The following is an 18,297-nucleotide window of genomic DNA, read 5'->3' on the forward strand; positions in this document are numbered from 1 at the left end:
TTAAAACGTAATGCATAATGGATGTTTTGTCAATCATCATTCGTTTCTTCTTTTGCTTGAAAATTGTAATCAAACCGCTCCATCTGCTCCAGAAAACGGCGTGATTTCAAATACAGACCAGCGTATTCATCGTAATACATCGAAATCACGGCTCGTAGTTCTTTTTTCGTCGACTCTTTTACATCAATATTGCCAAGACGTTCAAGATCGAAAAAGTAAAATAAACGCAGCAGGCGGATGGACGCTGGAGACAACGGTAAAAAGTGCAGGTCCTGTTCTTTGCACCGGTGGCAAATCAGACCGTTTTCACGGATTGAAAAGCCGAACTTGCCTTCCGTTTCTCCACAGACAACGCACGAAGATAGTTCGGGTCGCAGTCCAACTTGCGAGAGCATTTTCATTTCAAAAATGTTTGTCACAATCGCCGCATCAGCACCTTCATTTATATATTCAAGGCTTTTTTGCAACAAATTGAACAAAGGCAGATTTATTTCACCGTCTTCTGTCGTTCGATCTGTCATTTCAACGATATATGCAGCGTACGCCGTTTTCATTAAATCTTCACGTATGTAACGCATGGACGACAGAGCTTCTCCTTGCTGCATCGTTCCGAGTCCGCGGCTTCCTTGTATGAGAAAAATACCATGTGTAAATGGCTGCGTCACACCAGATAATCGGCTATTTGTCTTTTTGGCGCCTCTTGCCACTGCTGCTTTCTTTCCTTTTTCACGCGTAAACATTGTGACAATTTTATTCGTTTCACCGTAATCATTCGTTCTTAGCACAATGCCCTCTAATTTCTCAAGCACAGCCCCAAACCCCTTATGCAGAGTAACTTAATACTCGTCTTCTTTAAAGCCTAACTCACGCAAATTAGACGCTTTATTTCGCCAGTCTTTCTGCACTTTTACCCACAGTTCAAGAAACACTTTTGATCCTAGCAAATTTTCAATATCATGTCGTGATCGTTTGCCCACTTCTTTCAACAAAGCGCCTCCGCGTCCGATGACAATGCCTTTTTGCGAATCCCGCTCAACAATAATTGTCGCCATCACATCAATCATATCTTTGCCGTCACGCTTCGCAATTTTATCAATGGCAACCGCAATCGAGTGTGGCACTTCTTCACGCGTTAAATGAAGCACTTTTTCACGGATCAGTTCTGACACAATAAACCGTTCTGGGTGATCTGTGACCTGATCGGCCGGATAATATTGTGGTCCTTCTGGAAGAAGCTTTTCAATTTGCTCAAGCAGCCGGTCAACATTATTCCCTTCCAGCGCTGAAATTGGTACCACTTCTGTAAATTCCAATAAATCCTTATATTGATCAATTAAGAGCATGAGCTGATCTGGATGAATACGGTCAATTTTATTGATGACTAGAAAGATTGGTGTTTTTATCTCTTTCAATTTCTCAATAATAAATTCATCACCGCGTCCAAATCCTTCTTCTGCATTAATCATAAATAAGATGAGATCGACTTCTTTTAACGTGTTTGTTGCTGTTTTCATCATAAAATCGCCGAGCTTATGCTTCGGTTTATGAATGCCCGGTGTGTCGATAAAGATCATTTGTGAATCATCTGTTGTGTAAACACCCTGTATTTTGTTGCGTGTTGTTTGTGGTTTATCACTCATAATAGCAATTTTTTGACCGATGACGCGGTTTAAAAATGTTGACTTACCGACATTAGGCCGGCCAATAATAGAAATAAACCCTGATTTATACGTTGTATTACCCATTTAAATCCTCCGGTGAAAAGGCACCCGGCAGAAGTTCCGTTACGGTAATCGTCTGCACGTCGCCTTCTAAATTAGTTAAAATGACTTTCATATCAGGTGGACAAAGCTCCGCGATTACTTGACGACATGCACCACATGGCGGTACCGGCCGTTTCGTATCGGCTATAACCGCAATCGCTGTGTAGTTTGTAACACCTTCTGACCATGCTTTAAAAATCGCCGTACGCTCCGCACAGTTGACAACACTATATGCTGCATTTTCAATGTTACAGCCGCCAAAAATGCGGCCGTCTTTGGAAAGCAGTGCTGCGCCTACTTTAAATTTCGAATATGGAGCATATGCGAGTTCGCGCGCTTTTTTCGCTTCTTCAATCAATACATACTGATCCATATTATTCACCTCTTTTATAATTTTGGGATAAAAATGATCAGTCCGATGATAACCGCTGCACAAGCATACAACAGCACAGCGCCGGCAGCAAGATCCTTTGCCATGCCGGCTAGCGGCTTATACTCTTTCGTAACGAGGTCGACTGCTTTTTCAATCGCTGTATTGACGATTTCAAGCGCCATCATTCCTGCAATCACGCCAATAATGATACACCATTCCAAACGTGTGAGCGAAAAAATAAAACCGGCTGCCGATACAATAGTACCGGCAGCAAAATGAATACGCATATTCGGCTCCAGAAAAGCCAGTTTCAGTCCGTTGCCGGCAAACCGGAATGAAGACATGAGCCGGCCAGCGCTGAAGGTTCGTCTATCTTTCAAGTCCAAACGCATCAAGAATCTCTTTTTGCCGGCCAAACATTTCTTTTTCATCTTCTTCTGTCATATGATCGTACCCGAGCAGATGAAGAAATCCGTGAACCGTTAAAAAGCCAAGCTCCCGCTCAAATGAATGACCGTAGTCTTCTGCTTGCTCTTTTGCCCGTTCAACCGAAATGATAATGTCACCGAGGATACGCGGCATGTCCCCACCGGTGATCGCTACTTCATCTTCACCCACTTCTTCGAGTGCGAAGGACAGAACATCAGTCGGCACGTCTTTATCGCGATACTCTCGGTTGATCTCTTGAATGCGGTTATTCGTCACAAATGTCACCGACACTTCACTGCCGTTCGGAATGTTTTCTTGTTTGGCGGAAAACTGGAGTAATTTTTCTGACAGCTTGCTCGTTTCTTCATCGAGACTATTCGTTTCATCCAAAAAATCAACGTCGAGCAGCATTTTTTCCATCCCCTTTTTCCGCTTTTTCATACGCATTAATGACTTTTGCGACGAGTGGATGACGGACAACATCGCTTTGATTAAGATAAATAAATGAGATGCCGCTCGTATTTTCTAAAATACGTTCTGCTGCAACGAGTCCGGATACCGCGCCTTTTGGCAAATCAATTTGCGTTTGATCGCCATTAATGACCATTTTCGAACCGAATCCAAGACGCGTCAAAAACATTTTCATCTGAGCATTCGTCGTGTTTTGTGCTTCGTCCAAAATGACGAATGCATCATCAAGCGTCCGGCCGCGCATATAGGCAAGAGGCGCAATTTCAATCGTACCGCGTTCAATCATCCGATCCGTATGTTCCGCACCAAGAACGTCATGCAGTGCATCATAGAGAGGTCGTAAATATGGATCAACTTTTTCTTTCAAATCACCTGGTAAAAAACCAAGGCTTTCACCTGCTTCAACAGCTGGACGTGTTAAAATGATTCGCTTGACACGACTGTTTTTGAGCGCACGGACAGCCATAACGACCGCCAAGTACGTTTTTCCAGTACCTGCAGGCCCGATGCCGAATACGAGATCTGTACTACGGATCGCTTCAATATAATCGCGCTGTCCAAGCGTTTTAATACGAATCGATTTGCCTTTTGCATTTTTAGTAATTTCTTCTTCATACAATTCATTCAGATATTCAATCGTGCCATTTTTGGCCATTTGCACAGCGTTGATGACATCGCGTTCACTAATGTTAATTTGCTTGCGAATGACAGCAAGCAGCTGTTCAACCACAATACGGGCTTTTTCCACGTTATTTGCCGGTCCTGTTAAATGAACCGCTTCACCACGTGTGACGATGGAGACATGAAACTCTTCTTCCATAATCGTTAAATTACGGTCGGATACCCCAAATAATAATACTGCTTCGTTTTGGTCGCCTAGAGCGACGGATGCTGACTTCAATTCTTCCTGCATTCCTCAGTCTCCTTCGTTGACAGGTTAGTTAGTTGCAATATTTTCAAGTACTTGGAAGTGTATAATCATCTTTACTTTACCATTCCCAACCCGCTTCTGTAAAACGTTTTCGCCTTGAATGTGCGCCTTTTCCGGAAGCCTGGCCATTAACTGTGTCCTTGCTGTTTGAATTGCTCTCTTTTCCATTTCGTCCGCTGTCTCAATCGTGTTTACTTTTTTCAATTCATAGTCGGTCACTGTGCGGAAAGAAAATGGCAGCATATACGAGAAAAAATGAAATTGATACACGTATTCTTCCGACTGAAATGGTTCGCGCAACGATGCTGGTGTCCAGAGGGCATATTCTTTATCTCGTAACGATGCATATACAGTTAGTCTTTTTTTGCTGCTTCTCGTCTGCATTGAATCATTCACCATCGTCACGGTTGCTTTATACCATGTTTCTGCTATAACAGTGCCACGTGCTGGATTTTTTTTCGTGCCGGTCACAAGCCGGTCTCCTTTTTCAACAAATTCACTTCGACGTACTTTCGACAAGCCGTGCTCCACAAACAAATCATGAATGACACCAGCTTTTGACGCTCTTAAATGGTGGCGGCTAGAAACCGTTTCTTTTTCCGGGCTGCTGGCTGACACATCTACTTTGTACACAACACCGCTCTTTTTCAGCGAAAATCTCGTGACACCTGGCACTTGTAACAGGGCGCGTTGTTTAAGTTCTTGTTCGTTGATCTGATCAAATCGGATAGCTCCTTCACGAATGCCCTCCTGTTTTAAAAATGTCCGAATCAACTTTTCCGTCTGCGTATCCGCTCCTGTGACATCAATACGGATGATCATCGCTGAAAGCAAAATGATAATGAAAAAGAAACAGATGCTCGTTAAAACGAAAGGATAATTTTGAATTGCACGCTGCATTAAAAAAGGCAAGCCCGTTCCTTTTTCCAAACGAATGGTTCCATTGAATTGACGCGCTTCTTTTCGTAGCAGTCCAAGTTCTCGAACCCGCATTTGAAAACGAATGACATTCTTTTTTTCATATTTAATGTGCACAAGTATAGCGCCACGCTCATGCAGCCTGCCGGGTAATAATGAAGCATCCGGGCCGGAGACGATAACAGTCACTCCACCGGATAAAAAAAGATTAGCCAAAGCGATGACCCTGTTTCATTTCTAGTTGTATATTTGTCATCGTTCCTTCGACGAGGATTTCTTCCGGCATTAATTCTTTTACTTCAAGTGATTTCCCTTTTATGTGAAGAGTTGATCCAGGCAACTGTATGCGGACATCCTGTTCTGTAAATTGTTCAAGCCGTTCTGGATATTGAATCGCAATTTGAGTGCTTCCAATGATCGTGATACGCGGTACTCCTCCGGCTGCATCAGCAGGCAGTCCTGCCAATTTACTGATAAATGCCGCCCCTTCTCTTTTTTTCATAAAAACAAACGCCCCTTTCTTTTTCATATGTTTATGAAAAGAAAGAGGCATTCATCACTTTTTACGTTTTGATTTTGGCGGACCGAGCACTTCGGACAAAATAATGCCTTTTAAAAAGTCTTGTTCTGACCATTTTTCGACACCCTTCACAGGCTGTGACACCGGTTTGATTGGCCTTGACTGTCTTGTTTCTCGTTTTTGAACGGGCTTTTGAACAGGGGCAGGTGTTGATATAGGATTTTGCACAGGAGCTTCCATCGCTTTTTGATCCGCCTGTTTCGCTACTCTTTTTGCTTGTTGTTCTACTTTTTTACGGGCTGTTTTTTGTTCGTCTTTGTTTTTATCCTTATTGAAAAACATCGAGATCAAGCCGGCAATGATGACAAAGATGAGTCCTTCCACTCGGATGACCTCCTTTATTTGCCGTCATTTTCTTTTTTCTTTCCTGTCATATCACCAATCGCACCTCGCATGTCGGTATCAGCAGTGAGATTTTGGATATTCAAGTAATCCATAACGCCGATATTGCCCGAACGAAGCGCTTCTCCCATTGCACGTGGAACATCTGCTTCCGCCTCAACGACTTTCGCACGCATTTCCTGCACGCGTGCAATCATTTCCTGTTCGTTCGCAACAGCCATCGCTCGGCGTTCTTCCGCTTTCGCCTGTGCAATATTTTTATCCGCTTCTGCCTGTTCGGTCTGAAGTTCAGCGCCAATATTTTTACCGATATCAACATCCGCAATATCGATCGAAAGAATTTCAAATGCTGTACCTGAGTCCAATCCTTTGTTCAAGACAGTCTGAGAAATCATATCCGGATTTTCTAGTACTTTTTTATGGTGATCACTTGAACCAATTGTAGAGATAATTCCTTCGCCAACACGGGCAACAATCGTTTCTTCACCAGCACCACCGACGAGACGGTCGATGTTCGCACGTACCGTAATACGTGCTTTCGCTTTTACTTCGATTCCGTTCATCGCAACACCAGCAATAAAGGGTGTTTCAATTACTTTAGGGTTAACACTCATTTGAACAGCTTCAAGTACGTCACGGCCCGCAAGGTCAATCGCGGCTGCCCGTTCAAACGTTAAATCAATATTCGCACGATGCGCAGCAATGAGGGCATTGACGACACGATCAACATTACCACCTGCTAAATAATGACTTTCAAGCTGATTGATTGATACATTTAGTCCTGCTTTTGATGCTTTAATGAGCGGATTCACGACACGGCTCGGGATAACCCGGCGCAAGCGCATTCCGACAAGCGTAAAAATACTAATTTTTACGCCGGCAGCAAGTGCCGATACCCAGAGCATGACCGGGACAAATGTAAGCAAAACACTAAGTAATATAATTGCTGCCGCAATCGCAATGAGAAGTATAATTGTACTGCTGATTACCATAATAAAATTCCTCCTTTTATTCGATTTCTCTTACAACAATTCGTGCGCCTTCTGTTTTCACAATGGCTACTTCTTTACCGGCCATAATGAAGACGCCTTCTGCTACGGCGTCAATCCGCTCGCCGTCAATGACGACTGTACCAGACGGACGCAACGGTGTTTTTGTCGTGCCAATTTTCCCAATTAAATCTGTGCGATTTTCATTCGATACATAGCCGTGCTCTGTATCGGTTGAGTCGCTTAAAATGAACTTTTTGAAAAATTTCATTTCTTTTCCCAACACCTTTATCATTAATATCAATGCTGCTGTCGCAATAGAAAACGCGATTATTAACGAAATCGCCATCCAAAGCAAGCTTGCTCCGGCAAATAGAACGCCTGCAGAAAATAGGCTAAAACCAATCAAGCCCACGACTCCGCCTGGCAAAATAACTTCTGCCAGAATAAACAGAACACCAAAAACAATAAGCAGCACTGTCAAAATACCGGCCTCTCCTGACATAACGTGACCTGCTGTAAATATCAGCAATGCCAGTGTGCCCGCTGCGCCGGGAATCCCGAATCCGGGTGTAAATAATTCCAGTATAAACCCAGTCAGCATAATCGATAACAGGACTACGACAACAACAGGATTAGTTGCAAATCGAACGAATGATCCGCCGCCATCATACGCCGTAAGCAATGAAACTGCTACAAGTACGGCACTCCATTGTACATATCGAATGTATCTCACCGCCTTTCTGCCGGGTCTTTTTCATTTATACGGATTCAGTATGTAAAAAGTTTCAGAAAAAAGGAAATAATGAATAAAAAAAGAACTACAGTCCTAATGGACGGCAGTTCTTTTCATTTCGACAGCTTTTGCTGTACGAGACGGTTCACTAATGACCCATCTGCTTTGCCTTTTACTTTCGGCATAAGAGTGGCCATTACTTTCCCCATATCTACTTTTGCGGAAGCACCCGTTTCAGCGATTGCCGCGTCGACAATGGCTGAAACTTCTTCTTCCGAAAGCTGTTCAGGCATATATTCGTTCACGTAAGTCAGTTCAGTCTGAATTTTGGCCACAAGATCCTCGCGGCCGGCTTTTTCAAACTCGTGGAGGGAGTCTTTGCGCTGTTTCACTTCGCGAGAAAGGACTGTCAGTTCTTCCTCTTCCGTCAGGTCGCGGCCGCCCGCCTTAATGCCTTCATTTTGCAATGCTGCTTTAAGCATACGGATGACTGTCAGTTTTTCTTTCTCTTTGCTCTTCATCGCTTGCTTCATCTCGTCATTAAGACGTCCGAGAAGACTCATACTAAAACCTCCTCTTAGAACTTACGTTTACGAGCTGCTTCTGATTTCTTTTTGCGTTTCACACTTGGTTTTTCATAAAATTCGCGTTTTCTGTATTCCTGCAGGGTGCCTGTCTTGGAAACAGTTTTTTTGAAACGGCGCAGAGCATCCTCAAGCGATTCGTTTTTGCGAACAACAGTTTTTGACATTTCTTTTTCCCTCCCTCCGAACACATTACGATGGAAATTCCATGTACTGAACTATTATAATACAACGTTTTGACACGGTCAAGAAACTTTCTTTACAAAAGTTGCACAATTAATAGGTGCTGTCGCCTTCTACACCGGTTACAATACTGATACTTGAGCTTGCACCAATCCGTGTTGCACCCGCTTTAATCATCGTCATCGCATCTTGCTGCGAACGAACGCCTCCTGATGCTTTTACACCTATTTTAGGTCCGACTGTTTGGCGCATTAATGTAACATCAGCTTCTGTCGCACCGCCGGCAGAAAAACCTGTCGATGTTTTCACATAATCAGCACCTGCTGATACAGCAAGTTCACATGCTTTTTTCTTTTCTTTATCAGTAAGAAGGCTCGTTTCAATAATAACTTTAACAAGCGCTTTTCCTTGTGCAGATGCAACAACCGCACGAATATCTTTTTCCACTGCGTCAAAATCACCGTCTTTTAAAGCGCCGATATTAATGACCATATCGACTTCTGTCGCACCGTGATCAATCGCTATTTTTGTTTCGAATGCTTTTACTTCTGTCACCGTCGCACCGAGTGGAAATCCAATGACTGTGCATACTTTTACTTCCGAACCGCGTAAAAGTTCCGATGCCTGCTTGACAAGCGCTGGATTAATGCATACAGAAGCAAATCCATGACGGTTTGCTTCTTCGCAAAGTTTCTCAATATCTTCTTTTTTGGCATCTGCTTTCAATAACGTATGATCAATGGTTTTTGCTATGTTTCCGAATGTATCTGTCATCATAGTAAACCCTCCTTTCATTGGTTGTCCGTACTTCCATATCATAACACCGATGCGCTTAGGCTTGCGAGAATTTTGACGAAAAAAAGCCGGCAATCTGCCAGCTTTTACGCGTGTATCTTATCAAGTACCCGAACGAACTGTCCTTCGTTATACGGATAGCCTGCTTTCGTTATTTTCACTTTGACAATTTTGCCGACCATTTCTTCTGTCGCCGGAAAAACAACTTTCATATAGTTATCAGTATAGCCGCTGTAAAGTCCTTCTCCACCTTCTGTAAATGGTTCTTCTGGAATCACTTCAAGCACTTCATTTTCAAATTCCGCTGCATATTCTTTCGCCAGTTGATCAGATAATGCGATTAATTTATGCACACGCTCGCTTTTGATCTCTTCATCGACTTGATCATCCATACGCGCTGCCGGTGTACCTGTCCGTTTTGAATATGGAAATACATGCAACTCTGAGAAACGATGTTCTTTAATGAAATTGTATGTTTCCATAAATTCTTCTTCCGTCTCACCTGGAAAACCAACGATAACGTCTGATGTAACAGCAAGACCCGGAAGTGCTTTTTTCAACCGATTTAAACGATCTGCGAAAAAGTCCATCGTATATTTGCGGCGCATTCTCTTTAATACCGTGTCTGAACCAGATTGAATTGGAATGTGTAAATGACGAACAACGATGTTTGATTGATCAATGACATCGATCACTTCATCTGTTAATTGACTAGCCTCAATAGATGAAATTCGGATTCGTTTTAATCCCGTCACTTTCGCTTCAAGATCACGTAAAAGCATAGCTAGATTATAATCTTTAAAATCAGATCCGTAACCGCCCGTGTGAATACCCGTTAATACAATCTCTTGATAGCCAGACTGAACGAGCTGATTTGCCTGACGGATGACTTCTTCTGGATCACGTGACCGCATTAAGCCGCGTGCCCACGGAATGATGCAAAACGTACAGAAGTTATTGCATCCTTCCTGGATTTTGAGCGAAGCGCGTGTTCGGTCTGTAAATGCCGGTACATCAAGCTCTTCATATACACGGTTTTTCATGATATTGCCAACTGCATTAATCGGCTGTCGTTCTTGTTTAAATTGCTCGATATAATCGAGCATCTTTATCCGATCCTGTGTGCCTACGACGACGTCAACACCTGGAATGGCCATAATTTCAGCCGGTGATGTCTGTGCGTAACAGCCGGTTACACAAATAACCGCATCTGGATTTTTACGCACCGCACGGCGAATCACCTGCCGGCTTTTTTTATCCCCTGTATTTGTCACCGTACACGTGTTAATCACATATACATCTGATGTTTTTTCAAAATCAGTCCGCTCATAACCATTTTGTTCAAACAGCTGCCAGATCGCTTCTGTCTCATAATGGTTTACTTTACAGCCTAACGTATGAAATGCCACTGTTGGCATTGTAATCACCTCTTCAATTCTAAATAAAATGAAACAGCAGACAATACATATAATGGCGCTGTTTCAGCACGCAAAATTCTCGGTCCGAGTGCGCACGCAGTAAACCCGCCTTTTGTTAATTGTTCTGCCTCTTTCTCGGAAAATCCGCCTTCAGGTCCGGTCACGATCAGCAATCGTTTGCCTTCTGATAACCCGCTGACTGCCTCATAAAAAACAGACATATCACCTGCTTTAGCCGTTTCTTCAAATGCAAATAGCAACATATCAAAGTCTTTTCCACTTTCAATAACCTGTGTAAGTGAAACTGGTTCAGACACGAATGGAATGCGGCTCCTGTGCGACTGTTCCGCTGCTTCTTTAGCAATTTTTTGCCACCGCTCTGTTTTTTTTGCCCCTTTTTTCCGGTCCCACTTGACGACAGAACGACTTGCTTCAAACGGAACAAACCCGGCAGCGCCGAGTTCTGTTCCTTTCTGTATAATATAATCGAATTTATCGCCTTTCACAAGACCGGTAGAAACAACGACGTCCGCAGGCAATTCGACTGATCTTTTCACCCATTCTGTCACTTCTGCGACTGCTTCTGATTCCTTGATCTCTGTAATCGTAGAAATAGACGTACGTCCGTCGGGATGTACTGTATAAATACAGCTGCCTGCTTCCATCCGCATGACCCGGCTAATATGGTGAAAATCCTCACCCGTAATGGTGATTTTATTATCCTTAGGCATTTCGTCTAAAAAATATCGCTGCATCGACTGCACCTCATTTTTTTATTCTGCTTTTTTCGCTGCGATGCACACCCAGTCTTCCATAACGACTGTTTCTTCAATAATCAATCCTGCATCGTTCATCGCCTGTTTCACGTCTTCTTTTTTCTGTCCGATAATACCGGATGCGATAAAAATACCACCCGGACGCATAATTGATTCCACATCTTTCACAAATGAAATAATCACTTCTGCTAAAATATTCGCTACGACAACATCTGCTTGGTCATCCAAACCATCAATTAAATTATTTTTCGACACAGAAATAACGTTTTCTGCTTTATTCAGCGCCACGTTTTGACGTGCAGCCGATACGGCCACTTCGTCTAGATCGAGTGCTGTAACACGTTTTGCACCGAGCATTGCTGCACCAATGGCAAGGACACCTGAGCCAGTGCCGACATCGACAACATGATCTTCAGGCTTCACATACCGTTCCAGCGCCTGCAAACACATAACAGTCGTCGGATGTGTCCCTGTTCCGAACGCCATGCCGGGATCGAGTTCAATAATTAATTCATCTGTTGAAAATGGCTCGTAATCTTCCCATGTCGGCACAATCGTAAATTTTTCTGATATTTTGACAGGATTGTAATACTGCTTCCACGCTGTAGCCCAGTCTTCTTCATGCACTTCACTGACCGACACACGTAAATTGCCTGTGTCAATTTGATATACAGTAAGATTTTTCACCGCTTCTGTAATATCCTCCACCGTTTCCTGCAAAAAGCTATTTACCGGTAAATAAGCTTTAACGGCGACGCCTTCATCAGGGTAGTCATCCGGATTCAACTCGTACAATTCACCAAATAAACCGCCTTCCCGTTTTTTGTCCAGCTCTGCGCGGTCTTCAATCACAACACCGCTCGCTCCTGCTTCGTGTAAAATATTCGAAATCGGCTCCACTGCATCATTGACTGTTTCAATGCAAATTTCTGACCACTTCATTCGTGCCAGCTCCTATCATGCAATTAGTCACGCTTTAATGCGCGCTTCACTTTATCGAAAAAACCATCTTCTTCGCTCAGCTGTTCGCCGCTTACTTCTGCAAACTCGCGAAGAAGGTGTTTTTGTTTTTCACTTAATTTAATCGGTGTAATGACTTTCACGTGAACGTGCTGATCACCTGTACCATATCCACGCACATTTGCTACGCCTTTGCCACGCAAACGGAATGTCGTGCCGCTTTGTGTACCAGCCGGTATTTTCAATTTCACCTTGCCTTGAATGGTCGGTACTTCAATTTCATCACCCAGCGAGGCTTGAACGAATGTCACGGGCATTTCGCAATAAATGTCATCGCCTTCCCGTTCAAACAGTTCATGCTGCATGACACGGAAAACGATATATAAATCACCTGCAGGTCCACCGTTAACGCCGGCTTCTCCTTGTCCAGTCAGACGAATTTGCTGCCCTTCATCAATACCTGCCGGCACTTTTACGTTTATCTTTTTATTTTTCGTTACGCGGCCATTCCCTGCACATTTTGTACATTTTTCTTTAATAATTTTACCTGTACCACTGCAATGAGGACATGTACGGCGGTTCACAACACGGCCAAATGGAGTACTTTGTTCCACATTCACCTGTCCAGCGCCAGCACAGTGTGAACACGTTTCCCTTGATGTGCCCGGTTTTGCACCGCTTCCATTACACGTTGTACATTCTTCTTCTCTTGGAATGGTAATATCTTTTTCCACCCCAAAAACCGCTTCTTCAAACGTTACCGTCATCGTGTATTGAAGATCATCACCTTGCCTTGGTGCATTCGGGTCACGCCGACGTCCGCCGCCACCGCCAAAGAATGTGCTAAAAATATCATCAAATCCGCCGCCGAATCCGCTGAATCCACCACCACCGTTAAAACCGCCTTGGTTTGGTCCAGCATGTCCGAATTGATCATACTGCGCTTTTTTCGATTCATCACTTAGCACTTCATACGCTTCGGTAATTTCTTTAAACTTTTCATCTGCACCCGGTTCTTTATTAATATCTGGATGGAATTTTTTTGATAGTTTTCGGTACGCTTTTTTAATTTCGTCTTTTGATGCACTCTTTTCAATTCCGAGCACATCATAATAATCCCTCTTGCTCATCGTTTCTCACTCCCGTTTCATTCACATAACCGCTATTTTAACATAGATCGATGAAAATATGGCAGATTGTTTCACAAAAAAAGCCAAAGTCGGAAAACCGCTGACTTTGACTTTTTCTTGTAACACATACTTAGTTTTTATCTTTTGAATCGTCAACTTCTTCAAATTCAGCGTCTACAACACCATCATCTTTCGATGTCTCTTCAGCGCCTTGCTGTGCTTCGGCTTGCTTCGCTGCTTCTTCATAAAGCTTCATAGAAAATTGCTGTACGATTTCATTCAAAGCATCGCGTTTTGTACGAACATCTTCAACATCATTTTTCTCAAGAGCTTCTTTCAATGCTTCCTTCGCTTCAGTTGCTTTTTGAAGTTCTTCCTCACCTATTTTATCTCCAAGCTCTTTCACCATATTTTCTGTTGTGAAAATAAGCTGATCAGCTTCGTTTTTCAATTCGGCTTCTTCTTTTAGCTTTTTATCTGCATCAGCATTTTCTTCTGCTTCTTTTACCATACGTTCGATTTCATCATCAGAAAGACCTGAAGAAGACTGGATCGTAATGTTTTGTTCTTTTTGCGTACCTAGATCTTTCGCTTTTACATTTACAATACCATTTTTATCAATATCGAAGGTGACTTCAATTTGCGGAATGCCACGTGGTGCCGGTGGTATGTCCGTTAACTGGAAACGGCCGAGTGTTTTATTATCTACAGACATCGGGCGTTCACCTTGAAGTACATGAATATCAACAGCTGGCTGGTTGTCTGCAGCAGTTGAGAACACTTGCGATTTCGATGTAGGAATTGTTGTATTGCGGTCGATCAATTTCGTGAACACACCGCCCATCGTTTCAATACCAAGTGATAGTGGTGTTACATCAAGAAGAACAACGTCTTTTACATCACCTGATAATACACCGCCTTGAATGGCTGCACCCATTGCAACAACTTCATCCGGGTTAACCCCTTTATGCGGCTCTTTGCCTGTTTGTTTACGAATTGCTTCTTGTACAGATGGAATACGAGTTGAACCACCAACGAGAATGACTTTATCAAGTTCGGATGCTGATTTACCCGCGTCTTGAAGAGCTTGCCGGACAGGGCCCATTGTACGCTCAACTAGATTTGATGAAAGTTCATCAAATTTCGCACGTGACAATGTTGTTTCTAAATGAAGCGGTCCAGCTTCACCCGCTGTAATAAATGGAAGTGAGATTTGTGTTGATGTGACACCAGACAAATCTTTTTTCGCTTTTTCCGCTGCATCTTTCAAACGTTGCATCGCCATTTTATCTTTTGACAAATCAATGCCATTTTCCTTTTTGAATTCCTGCACGAGGTAATTGATGACAACTTCATCAAAATCATCGCCGCCTAGACGATTATCACCCGCAGTTGAAAGTACTTCAAATACTCCATCGCCAAGCTCTAGAATCGAAACATCAAATGTACCGCCGCCAAGGTCATAGACAAGAATTGTTTGATCTTCTTCTGTTTTATCCATGCCGTATGCAAGGGCTGCTGCCGTCGGTTCATTGATAATACGTTCAACTTCAAGACCCGCGATTTTACCAGCGTCTTTTGTCGCTTGACGCTCTGCATCATTGAAGTAAGCAGGAACTGTAATGACTGCTTTACTGACTGTTTCACCGAGATAATCTTCTGCATATGCTTTCAAATTTTGTAAAATCATCGCTGAAATTTCTTGTGGTGAGTAGTCTTTTCCTTCAATTGTTTCTTTATGGCTTGTACCCATATGACGTTTAATCGACATAATTGTATTCGGGTTTGTAATAGCTTGGCGCTTCGCTACTTCTCCAACTTGACGCTCATTATTTTTAAATGAAACAACCGATGGTGTTGTGCGATTTCCTTCTGGATTTGGAATAACTTTTGCTTCTCCGCCTTCGAGTACAGATACACAAGAGTTTGTTGTACCAAGGTCAATTCCGATAATTTTACTCATTTTCAAGTTCCCTCCTGAAATCATTTGCTTATATAATTATTGATTTACTTTTACCATTGAAGGCCGAATAACCCGGTCTTTCAATTTATATCCTTTTTGAAGCTCGGCCAAAATCGAATTTGGCTCCGCATTTTCATCACTTTCCGTCATAACCGCTTGATGAATAGTCGGATCAAACGGATGACCAGCTGCTTCAATCGGCTCCACGCCTTCACTTTCAAGGGCAGCTACAAGTGTTTTATACACCATTTCAACACCTTGCAAAACAGATTTCGTTTCTTCTTGCTCCGGTGTCACTTGCAACGCGCGCTCGAAGTTATCGAGCACCGGTAAAAGATCCGTCACAAGACGCTGTGCGCGATATTTTTCCTGCGCTTCGCGGTCAAGATTAGCACGCCGTCTGAAATTTTCAAAATCAGCACGAAGGCGCAAATAGCGTTCTTCTGCTTCATCAAGTTGCTTTTGAAGCACTTCTTCTTTGCTTTCTGTTACTTCTTCTGTTACTTCTTCTATTATTTCTTCCCCTACTGTTTCTTCTACTTCTACTTGTTCTTCTTCAACAGAAGATTCCGTTTGTTGAACCGGATCTTCCACTGTCAATGGCTTTTGTTCTTCTGCCATTGGTTCCACCTCCAGGCTAAAATTCATCGTGCTACGAGCTCGTATTATACAGACGTGTTAACACGTTCGTCATGTCATGGCTTAAAAAATCAACGAGTGTGATCACACGTGAATACTCCATCCGTTTCGGACCGAGAATCGCAATCGTTCCAACTGGCTCATCACCGACGGAATATGATGCAGTAATTAAACTACAGTCTTCCATCGCTTGTTCCGCGTTTTCCGTGCCAATTTTCACACGGACGCCTGCTTTTGTCGGTCGGACAAGTTCGTATATGTCGCTTTCTTTTTCCATCATATTCATGACGAGCCTCACCTTTTCAACATCCCGGAATTCCGGCTGGTTTAAGATATTTGTCTTGCCGCCAATAAACAGTTTTCCGGTGGTTGGGCCGATCGCTGCCTCGGCAAACATTTTTAGCACCGTTTCATAATTTTGAAGGTGGCGCTTCATCAATTCAGCCGTTTCTTTGTATAGCTTGCCGTGAAGTTCTAATAGTGGCACACCTGCTAGGCGGTCATTTAAAATATTAACCATTTTTTCAATATCGGCTGCTTCAATTCTTTCAGGCAGCGAAAAAAGCCGGTTTTCAACATGGCCTGTGTCGGTCACGATGATAGCGACAGCTGTTTCTCGATCAATTGGAATGATTTGCAACTTTTTCACTTTATGATCATTAAATTTTGGACCGAGTACAATCGATGTGTAGCTTGTCAACTCCGATAAAATCGTTGCGACATTTTGCACCGCTTTTTCAAGTCCATTTTGCCGATCCGTGAAAATAGAATGAATAACAGTTTGTTCACTGCGCGCAAGAGATCCCGGTGCGAGCAAATGATCGACGTAATAACGATACCCTTTTTCTGATGGGATACGCCCTGATGACGTATGAGTTTTTTCTAAAAACCCCATTTCTTCAAGATTTGCCATCTCATTCCGAATCGTAGCCGGACTGTATGATACGTCCTCTTTTTTTGCAAGGTTGTTTGATCCGACCGGCTGGGCGGAACGAATAAAATCATCAATAATAATTTGTAAGATGAAAAGTTGGCGATCTGTCAACATGCTTCATCACCTCTGTTAGCACTCTTTCTATGCGAGTGCTAAATCTACATTTAAATTATCAAAATTCGGATAGTCTGTCAATGAGTACGCTCACATTTCCTGTTCAATTAAAAAAGATTGAAATACTTCATTGCCAAGAAATTTCCCCGCATGTGTCAGACGAATTGATTCATCTGTTACTTCCAGCAAATTTCGTTCTGTCATGTTGCTGATTGCTCCTTTAAACAACGACAATGGATTTTGATTATATTTCCTCTGAAAAGCAGCAATCGAGACGCCCGCCAATTTACGGAGACCAAGAAACATTTCTTCTTCCATCTGTTCCCGTTTTGTCGTTTGCTGGCTGCTCATACGCGGCAATTCTCCTCGTTCAAGCGGCTCTATATATTTCTTCAATGGACCATAGTTTGCATATCGTACGCCTTTTACATACCCGTGTGCTCCGGCACCGAACCCGTAATATTCTTCATTGTTCCAATACGTTAAATTGTGAATGCTTTCAAATCCCGGACGGGCAAAGTTGCTAATTTCATATTGATGAAGCCCGGATGCTGACATTAGCTGCATAACAGCTTCATACATGTCTGCTTCTGCTTCTTCTTTTGGCAGAGGTAAATTTCCTTTACTCATTAAATTGTAAAAGACCGTCTTTGGTTCAATGATCAATGAATAAGCGGAATAATGCGGAAGTCCGAGCGCGAGTGCTTGACGTGTCGTGTCAATCGCATCTTCCACCGTCTGCTCCGGTAAGCCATATATTAAATCAATGCTCAAATTATCGAAGCCTGCTTTTTCCGCATTACGCACCGTCTGCAACACATCTTTTTTTGTATGCGTCCGCCCAATTCGTTTTAAATGAGCGTCATTGAATGACTGTACACCAATGCTGAGCCGGTTTACACCGCCCCTCTTTAAAATGCCCATTTTTGCTGGTGTTAAATCACCCGGATTCGCTTCAAATGTGTATTCTCCGCCAGACGCGAGCGGCAGCTGTTGTGCGATCGATTCCACAAAATATTGAAGCTGTGTTTCATCGAGCGATGTTGGCGTCCCACCTCCGACGAAAATCGACTTATACCCAGACTTATTTTCTCCCATACTCATTTCTTTATCGAGGTTTTGCAAATATTGTTCTACTGGCTGGTTTTTCATAAACACTTTATTAAAATCACAGTAATGACAGATGTGATGGCAAAATGGAATGTGGATATAGGCTGCGTTTATCATGCTGTTCACGCCTTTCTGTACATAAAGGAAGGTGCCCGAAAT

22 protein-coding genes are annotated in these 18,297 nt (G+C 42.9%); all 22 read right to left on the reverse strand.

Annotation, left to right across the window (positions count from 1 at the left end; all coding sequences use genetic code 11):
* Positions 1 to 29: 29 nt before the first annotated feature.
* The 22 genes from recO to hemW all read right to left on the reverse strand — a co-directional run bounded on the left by recO (position 30) and on the right by hemW (position 18,255).
* Entirely contained in the window at positions 30 to 809 is a 780-nt protein-coding gene (gene recO, locus A3M5_RS0111680; RefSeq protein WP_018393961.1) for a DNA repair protein RecO, read from the reverse strand.
* Between the two features lie 27 nt (positions 810 to 836).
* Positions 837 to 1,745, reverse strand: coding sequence for a GTPase Era (era, locus tag A3M5_RS0111685; RefSeq protein WP_018393962.1), 909 nt, complete (start codon positions 1,743 to 1,745; stop codon positions 837 to 839).
* On the reverse strand, positions 1,738 to 2,136 hold the full coding sequence (locus A3M5_RS0111690; RefSeq protein WP_018393963.1) for a cytidine deaminase: 399 nt from the start codon (positions 2,134 to 2,136) through the stop codon (positions 1,738 to 1,740). Before A3M5_RS0111690 ends, era begins: the two co-directional genes overlap by 8 nt.
* 14 nt (positions 2,137 to 2,150) lie before the next feature.
* Positions 2,151 to 2,528 carry a diacylglycerol kinase family protein gene (locus tag A3M5_RS0111695; RefSeq protein WP_018393964.1) on the reverse strand — a complete coding sequence of 126 codons (378 nt, stop codon included), beginning with the start codon at positions 2,526 to 2,528 and terminating at the stop codon, positions 2,151 to 2,153.
* Positions 2,506 to 2,976 (reverse strand): rRNA maturation RNase YbeY, encoded by a 471-nt coding sequence (ybeY, locus tag A3M5_RS0111700; RefSeq protein WP_018393965.1) that lies wholly within the window; start codon positions 2,974 to 2,976, stop codon positions 2,506 to 2,508. Before ybeY ends, A3M5_RS0111695 begins: the two co-directional genes overlap by 23 nt.
* A complete protein-coding gene (locus A3M5_RS0111705) occupies positions 2,960 to 3,949 on the reverse strand; it encodes a PhoH family protein (protein ID WP_018393966.1) in 990 nt (329 codons plus the stop codon). Before A3M5_RS0111705 ends, ybeY begins: the two co-directional genes overlap by 17 nt.
* A 24-nt stretch (positions 3,950 to 3,973) precedes the next feature.
* Positions 3,974 to 5,101, reverse strand: coding sequence for a sporulation protein YqfD (locus A3M5_RS0111710; protein WP_018393967.1), 1,128 nt, complete (start codon positions 5,099 to 5,101; stop codon positions 3,974 to 3,976).
* On the reverse strand, positions 5,094 to 5,387 hold the full coding sequence (locus A3M5_RS0111715; RefSeq protein WP_063964643.1) for a YabP/YqfC family sporulation protein: 294 nt from the start codon (positions 5,385 to 5,387) through the stop codon (positions 5,094 to 5,096). Before A3M5_RS0111715 ends, A3M5_RS0111710 begins: the two co-directional genes overlap by 8 nt.
* 54 nt (positions 5,388 to 5,441) lie before the next feature.
* Positions 5,442 to 5,789, reverse strand: a complete 348-nt coding sequence (locus A3M5_RS0111720; protein WP_018393969.1) for a YqfB family membrane protein — start codon at positions 5,787 to 5,789, stop codon at positions 5,442 to 5,444.
* A 14-nt stretch (positions 5,790 to 5,803) separates the two neighbouring features.
* Positions 5,804 to 6,799: a flotillin-like protein FloA gene (gene floA, locus A3M5_RS0111725; RefSeq protein ID WP_018393970.1), complete on the reverse strand. Its 996-nt coding sequence runs from the start codon at positions 6,797 to 6,799 to the stop codon at positions 5,804 to 5,806.
* A gap of 16 nt (positions 6,800 to 6,815) precedes the next feature.
* A complete protein-coding gene (locus A3M5_RS0111730) occupies positions 6,816 to 7,532 on the reverse strand; it encodes an NfeD family protein (protein WP_231373237.1) in 717 nt (238 codons plus the stop codon).
* Positions 7,533 to 7,645: 113 nt separating this feature from the next.
* On the reverse strand, positions 7,646 to 8,095 hold the full coding sequence (locus A3M5_RS0111735; protein WP_018393972.1) for a GatB/YqeY domain-containing protein: 450 nt from the start codon (positions 8,093 to 8,095) through the stop codon (positions 7,646 to 7,648).
* Between the two features lie 14 nt (positions 8,096 to 8,109).
* Positions 8,110 to 8,283, reverse strand: coding sequence for a 30S ribosomal protein S21 (gene rpsU / locus A3M5_RS0111740; protein WP_018393973.1), 174 nt, complete (start codon positions 8,281 to 8,283; stop codon positions 8,110 to 8,112).
* Between the two features lie 109 nt (positions 8,284 to 8,392).
* Complete coding sequence (gene deoC, locus A3M5_RS0111745) at positions 8,393 to 9,076, reverse strand: deoxyribose-phosphate aldolase (protein ID WP_018393974.1); 684 nt, start codon at positions 9,074 to 9,076, stop codon at positions 8,393 to 8,395.
* Positions 9,077 to 9,180: 104 nt separating this feature from the next.
* The gene (gene mtaB, locus A3M5_RS0111750; protein WP_018393975.1) at positions 9,181 to 10,512 is read right to left on the reverse strand and encodes a tRNA (N(6)-L-threonylcarbamoyladenosine(37)-C(2))-methylthiotransferase MtaB; all 1,332 of its coding nucleotides are present in this window, start codon (positions 10,510 to 10,512) and stop codon (positions 9,181 to 9,183) included.
* A gap of 5 nt (positions 10,513 to 10,517) precedes the next feature.
* The gene (locus A3M5_RS0111755) at positions 10,518 to 11,267 is read right to left on the reverse strand and encodes a 16S rRNA (uracil(1498)-N(3))-methyltransferase (protein WP_018393976.1); all 750 of its coding nucleotides are present in this window, start codon (positions 11,265 to 11,267) and stop codon (positions 10,518 to 10,520) included.
* A gap of 18 nt (positions 11,268 to 11,285) precedes the next feature.
* Entirely contained in the window at positions 11,286 to 12,230 is a 945-nt protein-coding gene (gene prmA / locus A3M5_RS0111760; RefSeq protein WP_018393977.1) for a 50S ribosomal protein L11 methyltransferase, read from the reverse strand.
* Between the two features lie 23 nt (positions 12,231 to 12,253).
* Positions 12,254 to 13,378 carry a molecular chaperone DnaJ gene (dnaJ, locus tag A3M5_RS0111765; RefSeq protein ID WP_018393978.1) on the reverse strand — a complete coding sequence of 375 codons (1,125 nt, stop codon included), beginning with the start codon at positions 13,376 to 13,378 and terminating at the stop codon, positions 12,254 to 12,256.
* Between the two features lie 130 nt (positions 13,379 to 13,508).
* A complete protein-coding gene (gene dnaK, locus A3M5_RS0111770; RefSeq protein WP_018393979.1) occupies positions 13,509 to 15,341 on the reverse strand; it encodes a molecular chaperone DnaK in 1,833 nt (610 codons plus the stop codon).
* Between the two features lie 36 nt (positions 15,342 to 15,377).
* Positions 15,378 to 15,962, reverse strand: a complete 585-nt coding sequence (gene grpE, locus A3M5_RS0111775; RefSeq protein WP_018393980.1) for a nucleotide exchange factor GrpE — start codon at positions 15,960 to 15,962, stop codon at positions 15,378 to 15,380.
* A gap of 31 nt (positions 15,963 to 15,993) precedes the next feature.
* Entirely contained in the window at positions 15,994 to 17,028 is a 1,035-nt protein-coding gene (gene hrcA / locus A3M5_RS0111780) for a heat-inducible transcriptional repressor HrcA (RefSeq protein ID WP_018393981.1), read from the reverse strand.
* A gap of 90 nt (positions 17,029 to 17,118) precedes the next feature.
* Positions 17,119 to 18,255 (reverse strand): radical SAM family heme chaperone HemW, encoded by a 1,137-nt coding sequence (gene hemW, locus A3M5_RS0111785; RefSeq protein ID WP_018393982.1) that lies wholly within the window; start codon positions 18,253 to 18,255, stop codon positions 17,119 to 17,121.
* Between the last annotated feature and the right edge of the window lie 42 nt (positions 18,256 to 18,297).

It is taken from the genome of Bacillus sp. 37MA (genome assembly GCF_000372765.1).
Classification (GTDB): Bacteria; Bacillota; Bacilli; order Bacillales; family Domibacillaceae; genus Domibacillus; species Domibacillus aminovorans.

Coding starts and splice junctions, on each gene's coding strand:
- A3M5_RS0111755 (WP_018393976.1), bottom strand. CDS start 11,267: ATGCAGCGATATTTTTTAGACGAAATGCCTAAGGATAATAAAATCACC.
- dnaJ (WP_018393978.1), bottom strand. CDS start 13,378: ATGAGCAAGAGGGATTATTATGATGTGCTCGGAATTGAAAAGAGTGCA.
- prmA (WP_018393977.1), bottom strand. CDS start 12,230: ATGAAGTGGTCAGAAATTTGCATTGAAACAGTCAATGATGCAGTGGAG.
- deoC (WP_018393974.1), bottom strand. CDS start 9,076: ATGATGACAGATACATTCGGAAACATAGCAAAAACCATTGATCATACG.
- era (WP_018393962.1), bottom strand. CDS start 1,745: ATGGGTAATACAACGTATAAATCAGGGTTTATTTCTATTATTGGCCGG.
- mtaB (WP_018393975.1), bottom strand. CDS start 10,512: ATGCCAACAGTGGCATTTCATACGTTAGGCTGTAAAGTAAACCATTAT.
- dnaK (WP_018393979.1), bottom strand. CDS start 15,341: ATGAGTAAAATTATCGGAATTGACCTTGGTACAACAAACTCTTGTGTA.
- ybeY (WP_018393965.1), bottom strand. CDS start 2,976: ATGCTGCTCGACGTTGATTTTTTGGATGAAACGAATAGTCTCGATGAA.
- A3M5_RS0111715 (WP_063964643.1), bottom strand. CDS start 5,387: ATGAAAAAAAGAGAAGGGGCGGCATTTATCAGTAAATTGGCAGGACTG.
- rpsU (WP_018393973.1), bottom strand. CDS start 8,283: ATGTCAAAAACTGTTGTTCGCAAAAACGAATCGCTTGAGGATGCTCTG.
- A3M5_RS0111735 (WP_018393972.1), bottom strand. CDS start 8,095: ATGAGTCTTCTCGGACGTCTTAATGACGAGATGAAGCAAGCGATGAAG.
- A3M5_RS0111695 (WP_018393964.1), bottom strand. CDS start 2,528: ATGCGTTTGGACTTGAAAGATAGACGAACCTTCAGCGCTGGCCGGCTC.
- A3M5_RS0111705 (WP_018393966.1), bottom strand. CDS start 3,949: ATGCAGGAAGAATTGAAGTCAGCATCCGTCGCTCTAGGCGACCAAAAC.
- A3M5_RS0111690 (WP_018393963.1), bottom strand. CDS start 2,136: ATGGATCAGTATGTATTGATTGAAGAAGCGAAAAAAGCGCGCGAACTC.
- hrcA (WP_018393981.1), bottom strand. CDS start 17,028: ATGTTGACAGATCGCCAACTTTTCATCTTACAAATTATTATTGATGAT.
- floA (WP_018393970.1), bottom strand. CDS start 6,799: ATGGTAATCAGCAGTACAATTATACTTCTCATTGCGATTGCGGCAGCA.
- hemW (WP_018393982.1), bottom strand. CDS start 18,255: ATGATAAACGCAGCCTATATCCACATTCCATTTTGCCATCACATCTGT.
- grpE (WP_018393980.1), bottom strand. CDS start 15,962: ATGGCAGAAGAACAAAAGCCATTGACAGTGGAAGATCCGGTTCAACAA.